Genomic DNA, 9982 nt, shown 5'->3' on the forward strand with positions numbered 1-9982 from the left:
CTCGATGACCGCGGCGCTGGTCGCGGGCGGGCCGGTGACGCTTCCGGAGATCGATCCGTTCGTCGACGGCGCCGCGGTGCGCAGGATCGGCGCGGTGCCCTACGCCGCGGTCGCGGGCTTCGGCGGCCGGATCGTCTCGCATGCCTCGCTGCCGCTACTGATCCAGTCCGAATCCCGCAGCGGCGCAGGCGCTTTCCGCATGCTGAAGGTCGACGAGGGCGCGATCTGCACCACCATGCTCGACCTGTATCAGAACGAGGGCATCATCGCCGAACCCGCGGGTGCGCTCGCGGTGGCCGCGCTGGCCGAGATCACCGTGCCCGCGGGCTCGACGGTGGTGTGCCTGGTGTCGGGGGGCAACAACGATGTGTCGCGCTACGGCGAGATCATCGAGCGCTCGCTGGTGCACCGGGGGCTCAAGCACTACTTCCTCGTCGACTTCCCGCAGGAGCCCGGCGCGCTGCGCCGCTTCCTCAACGAGGTGCTCGGCCCGGACGACGACATCACCCTGTTCGAGTACGTCAAGCGCAACAACCGGGAGACCGGAGCGGCGCTGGTCGGCATCGAGCTCGGCACGCCGGACGGGCTGGAGTCCGTGCTGGAACGCATGGCCGCCTCGCCCATCCAGTGCGAGCGATTGGAGCCGGACTCACCGGCCTACCGGTACCTGACCTGACACACCCCGCCCGTTTCGCGGACCGGGCGGGGCGGTGGTCACTGTGCCGACCCGGGCCAGGCCGGATCGCGAGATTCCGCGGCGGTCAGGCCGCCGCGTCGCGCGTCTCGTCGAGCGTGACGCGACGGGTGGCGCGCAGGCAGTTGAGGATCAGCGGCAGCAACCACATGGCCGAGAACTGGTCGACGCCCAGCTGACCCGCCGAGAGCCGGTTGTGCACGAAGCCGACCGAGAGGCCGAGGCGCGGATCGGCCCAGCCGAACGAGCCGCCGAGCCCGAGGTGGCCGAGACCGCCGCGGGCGCCCGGCATCGGCAGCGAGTGGTAGCCGAGATGCCACATCATCGGCGCGTAGAACAGCGCGTGATCGAGGCGGTAGGTGCGCACCTTGCTCAGTTCCCTGACGGTCTCGCGCGAGAGGAACGGCAGGCCGTCGGGCGTCTCGCCGCTCGCGACCGCGCCGTACATGGTGGCCAGGGCGGACGCGGTGGCCACGCCGTTGCCCGCGGGCAGTTCGGTGTGCAGGATCGACGGGCCGTCGCCCTCCAGGATGCCCTCCAGCCCGGGCAGGAACAGGCAGCGGGTAACCGCGCCGAGCGCGCCGGGAATGAGATGGCTGCGGCGCATCATCAGCGCACCGAGCGGCTTGCTCAGCAGGCTGAGCTGGCTGCCCGCCAACGGCGCGTACACCGTGGCGGACTCGGCGGGCGGCAGACCGAGGTGCAGCCCGTCGACACCGAGCGGCTCGGACACCTCGGTGCGGAACAGCTCGCTCATGCTCTTGCCGGTGATCCCGCGGGCCACGCCCGCGAGCAGCCAGCCGTAGGTGAGCGCGTGATAGGTCGGCACGCCGAGTAGCCGATCGGGTGTGGCCGCGGCCAGGCGCCGCTCCATGAGCTCGTGGTCGAGGATCTCGTCCGGGCTCTTCGCGATCGGAGCCAGCGCCGAGAGGCCCGCGCTGTGCGTCATCACCTGGTGCACCGTGATCCGGCCCTTGCCGTTGGCGGCGAACTCCGGCCAGTACTCGGCGACGGGAGCGTTGTAGTCGAGCAGTCCGCGGTCGGCCAGCCGGTGGATGACGGTGGCGGTGATGCCCTTCGTGGCGGAGAAGATGATCGAGCCGGTCTCGCGGGTCCAGATTCTCTCGCCCGCGGCGCCGATCCAGATGTCGACAAGGGGTTCGCCGTTCAGGTGCACCGCCAGCGCACCACCCGCGCCGCGACGATTTCCGAACGTTCTGGTGAAAGCGCGTACCAGAGGTCCGAATTCGGCGGCGGCGCTGCCGCTGACTGAAGCCACGTTGCTCATTACTCCAAGGTAGTGGCGACGGTCACGCTGGGCAATGGCCCTGTCCGGGACAGTTGGCGTACCGTTACCCGGGAATCGGTTCGGTCACGGTGCTTTTCGCGAACACGGGCGAGTCGGCGAGCAGTGCGAAGGAGTGCGCGGGAATCGTTGTGCCCGTTGGCCCTTCGGTCGGCGGATCCCAGGACAACAACGCGAACCCGATGACGGGCACCCGCACCGGGTCCTCCGAGAGGTTGCACACCAGGCGGAGCGAGCCACGATGGAGCACGAGCCATCGGGACCGTTCATCGTAGTCCACTCGCACGTGCGACAACAATGGATCGGTCAAATCCGGGTGTTGTCTGCGCAGCGCGACCAGCGCGCGATAGCAGGCGAGCAGCCTGGCCCGCGCGGGGTCGGCGAGTTCGGACCAGTCCAGCTTGGAGCGTTGGAACGTGGCGGGGTCCTGCGGATCGGGCACGTCCTCGCCCGGCCAGCCGTGCTCGGCGAATTCGTCCTTGCGCCCGGCCGCGGTGGCCGCGCCGATCTCCGGATCGGTGTGCGAGGTGAAGAACTGGAATGGCGTGCGCGCGCCCCACTCCTCGCCCATGAACAGCATCGGGGTGAACGGCGAGCACAGCACCAGCGCCGCCTTGACGGCGAGCTGGCCGTCGGTCAGCGAGGCGCTCGGCCGGTCGCCCAGCGCCCGGTTGCCGACCTGGTCATGGGTACAGGTGTAGGCCAGCAGCGCCGAACCGGGCACCACCGACCGGTCGAGCGGACGGCCGTGGATGCGGCCGCGGAAGCTGGAGTACGTCCCGGCGTGGAAGTAGCCGTGCGTCAGGGTGCGCGCCAGGCAGGCCATCGAGCCGAAATCGGCGTAGTAGCCCTGCCGCTCACCGGAGACCGCGGTGTGCACGGCGTGGTGCAGGTCGTCGTTCCACTGCCCGGTCAGCCCGTATCCGCCCGCCGCACGCGGGGTGATCAGCCGCGGGTCGTTGAGATCGCTCTCCGCGATCAGGGTCAGCGGCCTGCGCACGTGTGCGGCAAGGCGTTCGGTCGAGGCGGCCAGCTCGGCCAGCAGGTGGGTGGCGGTGCGGTCGACCAGGGCGTGCACCGCGTCCAGCCGCAACGCGTCGATGTGGAAATCGCGCAGCCACCGCAGCGCGTTCTCGATGATGTAGCGGCGCACCTCGTCCGAGGCGGGGCCGTCCAGGTTGAGGCTGCGGCCCCAGGTGTTGCGGCCCTCGGTCAGATAGGGACCGAAGCGGGGCAGGTAGTTGCCGGACGGTCCGAGATGGTTGTAGACGACGTCGAGGCAGACCGCCAGGCCGCGCGCGTGACAGGCGTTCACGAACCGTTGCAGACCGTCGGGGCCGCCGTAGCTCTCCTGCACCGCGTACCAGAGCACACCGTCGTAGCCCCAGTTGTGAGTGCCGTCGAAGGCGTTCACCGGCATCAGCTCCACCACGGTGACGCCCAGGTCGGCGAGGTGGTCCAGGCGTGCGATCGCCGCGTCGAAAGTGCCCTCGGGAGTGAACGTTCCGAGGTGCAGCTCGTAGAAGACCGCGCCCGCCAGCGGGCGGCCGGCCCAGCCTTCGTCGGTCCACGCGGCCGGGTCCAACACGTGCGTCGCGGAACGCTCGTGCACGCCGTCCGGCTGACGGGCCGAACGCGGGTCGGGCAGCACGGTGGGATCGTCGTCGAGCAGGTATCCGTACCGTGCGCCGTTCGGCGCGTCCCGCTCGACGCGCCACCATCCACCGGCGGAGCACCACATCGGGTGCATGTTTCCGTCCAGTTCGAGCCGCACCGTGCCGGCCTTGGGCGCCCACACCTCGAAGACAGTCACCGCGCCAGCATCGCACGCCCGGCGGGCGACCTCACCCCGGCGAATGCCCGGGCGCGGCGGTCGCTCGTCCCGCGTCCAGCCGGACGGTAATCGAGCGGCACTGGCGCACCGGCAGCTGGGCTGCGAGAGTGAACGGGTGGGACTCTACGAAAACCAGGTCGTGCCCCGGCTGGTGGAACTGGCATGCGGCATGCGGTTCAACGAACCGCAGCGCGCACGCGCATGCGCCGGGTTGCACGGCCGGGTGGTCGAGATCGGTTTCGGCTCGGGATTGAACGTGCCGTTCTACCCGGCGGCCGTCGAATCCATCAGCGCGGTCGAGCCCGCCGACCTCGGCTGGAAGCTGGCGGGCAAGCGGCTCGCCCGCGCCACGGTGCCGATCGAGCGGGCCGGGCTGGACGGGCAGTCGCTGCCGTTCGCGGACAACAGCTTCGACACCGCGCTCTCGACCTGGACGATGTGCACCATCCCGGATGTCGCGACCGCGCTGGCCGAGGTGCGCCGGGTGCTGGTGCCGGGCGGGACCCTGCATTTCGTCGAGCACGGTCTCGCACCGGACGCCAAGGTGCAGGCCTGGCAGCACCGGCTCAATCCGATCCAGAAGAAGATCGCGGGCGGGTGCAACCTCGACCGCGATATCCGCGGTTTGGTGCAGGCCGCCGGGCTCGAGATCCGCGACTTGGACGTGTTCTACGGCGAGGGACCGAAGTTCCTCGCCGCGTTGACACTGGGAGTGGCGGTCTCCGCATAGTCCTAGCCGACCAGCCGGACGCAGACCGCGCACGGCCGGAGCGGATGCGTCAGTGGATTTCCACGTGCAGCGTGTAGCCGGCGTTGCCGCGGGTCGGCGCGACGAGCACGCGGTACAGACCGTCGTAGGGCAGCACGATCTCGGTCGCGGTCTCCTCGACCACCAGCACCAGCCCGTCGGGCGCGGAGACGCTGAAGTTCACGTTGTCCTCCAGCGCGACGATGGCGGTCCGGAGCAGCTGCCCGCCCCGCGCCTCGAGCAGATAGCTGTCGGCGTCGCCACGCACGACCGCCCCGTCCAGGGTGGCCTCGCTGGTGCCGGGCGCGAACTTGATTTCCGCGTACACCCCGGCGTGTGCGGCGCCCGCACCCGCGACGGCGACCACCAGGGTGGCCGCGAGAGCGGTGAGCGCGACCAGTGCCGCGCGGAAGGGACGAAGGATTGCTGCCATGATCGTTGTCCTGTGCTGAGAGGGGATCGAACGACTCCGAGTCTTACCCCGGCGGCTTATTGTCGGCTGAAGACTCGGTTAAAGCGCCGGTCGGGCGGCCGGTTCGCCCAGGGCACTTCGAAACTCGTGCTCACCGAACTCGCGGCCTTTCTCGGCGTCTCCATTCCCCGTGCGGGACTGCTGATCTCGGCCTTCGCGCGGCCGCCGATTCCCGCGGGGATCCGGCGGCCGCCGTCGGTCAAATGGTCAGGCAGCTGGGCCCGAGCAGGGCCTTGAGGTCGCCGAACAGGGCCGAGGAGGGGGAGACGCGCAGGCTGTCGTCAAGTTTGAGCAGGGTGGTCTTCTCGCGGGCGCCGACGTGGCGGACGTGCACGTCGGAGGTGCCGGGGTGGCGGGAGAGGACGCGCTTGAATTCGCCGATCTTGTCCGGGGTGCACATCCGGGTGGAGATGGTCACCGCGAGCGGCTTGGCGACGCCGATGGAGGACAGGTCGGGGACGGCGAGATCGTTGGCGATCAACGAGATTCGGTCGTCACGCACTGAGACGCGCGCCTTCACCAGCACCACCGCGTCCTCCACCACGTCGGCGCCGTACACCGAGTACGCCTGCGGGAAGAACAGCACTTCGATGCCACCGGTCAGGTCTTCCAGCTGGGCCGAGGCCCAGGCGAGGCCGTTCTTGTTGATGCGCCGGTTCACCGAGGCGAGGATGCCGCCGATGGTGACCTGCGCGCCGTCCTTCACATCGCCTTCGAGGATGGTCGGGATCGGGGTGTCGGCCTGCGCAGCGAGCACGTGCTCCACGCCGTTGAGCGGATGCCCGGAGACGTAGAGGCCGAGCATTTCGCGTTCCAGCGCCAGCTTGTGCTTGGACTCCCATTCCTCGTCCGGCACCGCGACATTGAACACCGAGGCCACCGACTCGTCGGCGTCCAGCCCGCCGAACAGGTCGAACTGCCCGATGGCCTCGGCCTTCTTGGTGGTCATCACCGCATCGATGGCGTCGGAATGGATCAGCAGCAGGCCTTTGCGCGGATGCCCGAGCGAATCGAAACCGCCCGCCTTGATGAGAGATTCGGTGACCTTCTTGGTGCAGGCGATGGCATCGATCTTGTTCAGGTAGTCGGAGAAATCGGTGAACTTCGATTTCTCCTTGCGCGCCTGGATGATCGAGGACACCACGTTGGCGCCGACGTTGCGCACCGCGCCGAGGCCGAAGCGGATGTCCTTGCCCACCGAGGCGAAGTTCTGCTCGGACTCGTTGACGTCCGGCGGCAGCACCGTGATGGCCAGCCTGCGGCAGTCCGACAGGTAGACCGCGGCCTTGTCCTTGTCGTCGCCGACGGAGGTGAGCAGGCCCGCCATGTACTCGGCCGGGTAGTTGGCCTTGAGGTAGGCGGTCCAGAAGGAGACCAGGCCGTAGCCCGCGGCGTGCGACTTGTTGAACGCGTAGCCGGCGAACGGAAGGATGGTGTCCCACAACGCCTTCACCGCGCCCTCGGAGAACCCGTTCGCGGTCATGCCCTCGTGGAAGCCCTTGTACTCGGCCTCCAGCACCTCGAGCTTCTTCTTACCCATGGCCTTGCGCAGCGCGTCGGCCTTACCCATGGAGTAGGAGGCGACCTTCTGCGCGATGAACATGATCTGCTCTTGGTAGACGATCAGGCCGTAGGTCTCGGCGAGGATGTCCTTCAGCGGTTCCTCGAGCTCCGGGTGGATCGGCTTGATCGGCTGGCGGCCGTTCTTGCGGTCGGCGTAGTCATTGTGCGCGTTCATGCCCATCGGGCCGGGACGGTACAGCGCGAGCACGGCGACGATGTCGTTGAAGCCGGTGGGCTGCATGCGGCGCAGCAGATCGCGCATGGGCCCGCCGTCGAGCTGGAAGACGCCGAGAGTGTCACCGCGCGAGAGCAATTCGTAGGTGGCGGGATCGTCCAGCGGCAGGTTGTCCATGTCCAGGTCGACGCCGCGGTTGGCCTGGATGTTGTCCAGCGCGTCACCGATGACGGTGAGGTTGCGCAGGCCGAGGAAGTCCATCTTCAGCAGGCCGATGGCCTCGCAGGACGGGTAGTCCCAGCCGGTGATGATCGCGCCGTCCTGGGGGCGGCGCCACACCGGGATCGCGTCCATCAGCGGCTCGGAGGACATGATCACCGCGCAGGCGTGCACGCCCGCGTTACGGATCAGGCCCTCCAGGCCGCGGGCGGTCTCGTAGATCTTGGCGACATCGGGGTTGTTGCCGATGAGCTCGCGGACCTCGGCGGCTTCCTTGTACCGCTCGTGATCGGGATCCATGATGCCCGAGAGCGGGATGTCCTTGGCCATGATCGGCGGCGGCAGCGCCTTGGAGATCTGGTCGGCGATGGCGAAGCCGGGCTGGCCGAACTGGACTCGCGCCGAGTCCTTGATGGCCGCCTTGGTCTTGATGGTGCCGAAGGTGATCACCTGGGCGACCCGGTCGGTGCCCCACTTCTCGGTGGCGTAGCGCACCATCTCACCGCGGCGGCGATCGTCGAAGTCGATATCGATATCGGGCGCGGAGGGCCGCTCGGGGTTCAGGAACCGCTCGAACAGCAGGCCGTGCGGAATCGGGTCGATGTTGGTGATGCCCAGCGCGTAGGCGACCAGCGAACCGGCCGCCGAACCACGACCGGGGCCGACGCGGATGCCGACCTCCTTCGCGTGCGTGACGAGGTCGCCGACGACGAGGAAGTAGGCGGGGAAGCCCTTCTGCCGGATGACATCGAGTTCGAAGTAGGCGCGGTCGTAGTACTCCTGCGGCACGCCGGAGGGGAACCGGCGGTCCAGACCGCGGTCGACCTCTTTGCGCAGCCACGAATCCTGGGTCTCGCCCTCCGGCACCGGGAACACCGGCATGCGGTCCTTGAAGTCCCACACGTCGTCGTAGGACTGCACGCGCTCGCCGATGCTCACCGTGCTGTCGCACGCGCCGGGCACTTCCGCGTCCCACAGCGCGCGCATCTCCGCGGCCGACTTCAGGTAGTAGCCGTCACCGTCGAACTTGAAGCGGGTCGGGTCCGAGAGGGTCTTGCCGGTCTGCACGCACAGCAGCGCCTCGTGGTTGGCCGACTGATCCTTGGTCACGTAGTGACAGTCGTTGGTGGCCAGCGCCGGAATGTCCAGCTGCTTGCCGATGTGCAGCAGGCCCTCGCGGACCCGCCGCTCGATGGACAGACCGTGGTCCATCACCTCGAGGAAGAAGTTGTCCTTGCCGAAGATCTCCTGCCACTTGGCCGCGGCTTCCAGTGCTTCGCGGTCGTGGCCGAGGCGCAGCCTGGTCTGGACCTCGCCGGAGGGGCAGCCGGTGGTGGCGATGATGCCCTCGGCGTACTGGGCGATGATCTCCTCGTCCATGCGCGCCCACTTGCCGAGCTGTCCTTCGATGGAGGCCAGCGAGGAGAGCTTGAACAGGTTGCGCAGGCCGGTCGCGGTCTCGGCGACCATCGTCATGTGGGTGTAGGCACCCGAACCCGAGACGTCGTCACCCTTCTGGCTCGGATCGCCCCACTGCACGCGCTTGGTGTCGAACCGGGAGGCGGGCGCGATGTAGGCCTCGATGCCGATGATCGGCTTGATGTCGTGTTTCTTGGCCGAGTTGTAGAACTCGGACGCGCCGTACATGTTGCCGTGGTCGGTCATGCCGACCGCCGTCATCCCGAGTCGCTTCGCCTCGGTGAACAGCGGAGAGATCTTGGCCGCGCCGTCGAGCATGGAGTACTCGGTGTGGTTGTGCAGGTGAACGAACGATCCGGACTCGGCCAAGACAGTCCTTCCTCCCAAGGGCTCGACGGGGGTTGGAGCAACGAGTCTATGCGCCCCCTGCGACAAGGTTTCGCACCGGCACGCGCCGCCAGGATGATCATCGGCGCGTCGTGAAGAAGATCACCGGCGCGTCGCGAGCGGCCGACCGGATCGGCCGGGAATCGGCGTCCGCGACGGCCCGTTCCCGCCACCGGAGGCAGTGTGCGTGCGCGCGGTGAGATCGATCGAAAGCGACCGGACGGCGCGTTCGGTGTTGGTAGTGTCCCTCCGCATATGCAGGTACGCCTATCCGCAACGATCCTGATCGAGGTGTCAATGATGATCACCAAGATGACCAGCACGTTAGCCATGGCAGTTCCGGCCGCCGCCGCGCTCACCGCGGCCGCGCTCACCATCACCGCCGCGCCCGCCGCGGCCGACAGCAGCAAGTTCGTGACCGTCTACTCGATGACCAACGGTCCGTGCATCGCGCAGATCGACGCGTCGGTCAACGGGGACGCCTACCCGGAGGCCGCGGCGTTCACCGTGGCCTCCACCATGTGGGGCGTCGGGAACTGCAACCTCCCGGTGACCTTGAACTGGCGCAATACCGCCACCGGCGCAACGGGTTCGGTGACCCGCACGGCCAATGGCCCCGGCTCCTGGACGAACGACGGCAAGTCCGCGATCTTCAGCCCCGGCGTCGGTGATTTCACCGCCACCATCACGCTGGGCGCGGCACACCTTCCCCAGCCGGGAACCATCCAGTTCAAGGTCTCCAAGTACCAGGGCTGACCGACACCCACCGCCCGCGCGGCCGATAATCGGACGATGATCGGTCGATTCCTGGCCGTGGTCCGGTGACCGCGACCGCGGTGGCGGTGGTCACGGCGGCGCTGGTGGCCGGCGGCGCACTGCTGGTGTGGCTGCGCACGCGGCGGGTCGTCACCACGCCCGCCGAACGCGCCGTGCACTCGGCGCTGCACACCGCCTCGCTGGCGGCCGTGCCGCTGCGCCGCGGGCTCACCGACCGGTCAGCGCAGGAGGCCGCGCCACATCTGAGGGCGCTGACCGGTGCGGCCGCCCTCGGCGTCGCCGATCCCGAGGGCGAGGTGCTGGCCTGGGACGGGCCGCACGCCGATCTCACCGAGGTCTTCGCCGATGCCGCGCGGCGGGCGGTCGTGAGCGAGCGGCCGGTGCTGGT

6 protein-coding genes and 2 pseudogenes are annotated in these 9982 nt (G+C 68.7%); 4 read left to right on the forward strand and 4 right to left on the reverse strand.

Annotation, left to right across the window (positions count from 1 at the left end):
* Positions 1 to 676 (forward strand): annotated as a pseudogene (locus NL1_RS34640) (pyridoxal-phosphate dependent enzyme); the annotation flags it as partial.
* Positions 677 to 761: 85 nt separating this feature from the next.
* Here the strand turns inward: NL1_RS34640 and NL1_RS34645 are convergent.
* Positions 762 to 1982: a serine hydrolase domain-containing protein gene (locus tag NL1_RS34645; protein ID WP_067848835.1), complete on the reverse strand. Its 1221-nt coding sequence runs from the start codon at positions 1980 to 1982 to the stop codon at positions 762 to 764.
* Between the two features lie 64 nt (positions 1983 to 2046).
* Positions 2047 to 3813, reverse strand: coding sequence for a malto-oligosyltrehalose trehalohydrolase (treZ, locus tag NL1_RS34650; protein ID WP_067848838.1), 1767 nt, complete (start codon positions 3811 to 3813; stop codon positions 2047 to 2049).
* A 190-nt stretch (positions 3814 to 4003) separates the two neighbouring features.
* On the opposite strand from treZ, the gene NL1_RS34655 reads away from it, so the two are divergent.
* Positions 4004 to 4564 (forward strand): class I SAM-dependent methyltransferase, encoded by a 561-nt coding sequence (locus NL1_RS34655; protein ID WP_373862616.1) that lies wholly within the window; start codon positions 4004 to 4006, stop codon positions 4562 to 4564.
* Between the two features lie 49 nt (positions 4565 to 4613).
* Here NL1_RS34655 and NL1_RS34660 read toward each other — a convergent pair whose 3' ends face one another.
* The gene (locus tag NL1_RS34660) at positions 4614 to 5015 is read right to left on the reverse strand and encodes a hypothetical protein (RefSeq protein ID WP_067848840.1); all 402 of its coding nucleotides are present in this window, start codon (positions 5013 to 5015) and stop codon (positions 4614 to 4616) included.
* 238 nt (positions 5016 to 5253) lie between these two features.
* Complete coding sequence (gene dnaE, locus NL1_RS34665) at positions 5254 to 8799, reverse strand: DNA polymerase III subunit alpha (RefSeq protein WP_084511387.1); 3546 nt, start codon at positions 8797 to 8799, stop codon at positions 5254 to 5256.
* Between the two features lie 330 nt (positions 8800 to 9129).
* Here dnaE and NL1_RS34670 point away from each other — a divergent pair, with 330 nt between their 5' ends.
* Together NL1_RS34670 and NL1_RS34675 are read left to right on the forward strand one after the other, a co-directional pair.
* Positions 9130 to 9573 (forward strand): hypothetical protein, encoded by a 444-nt coding sequence (locus tag NL1_RS34670; RefSeq protein WP_067848853.1) that lies wholly within the window; start codon positions 9130 to 9132, stop codon positions 9571 to 9573.
* Positions 9574 to 9638: 65 nt separating this feature from the next.
* Positions 9639 to 9982: pseudogene (locus NL1_RS34675) on the forward strand (sensor histidine kinase); the annotation flags it as partial.

Origin of the sequence: Nocardia lijiangensis NBRC 108240 (genome assembly GCF_001613045.1) — a bacterium.
GTDB lineage: Bacteria > Actinomycetota > Actinomycetes > Mycobacteriales > Mycobacteriaceae > Nocardia > Nocardia lijiangensis.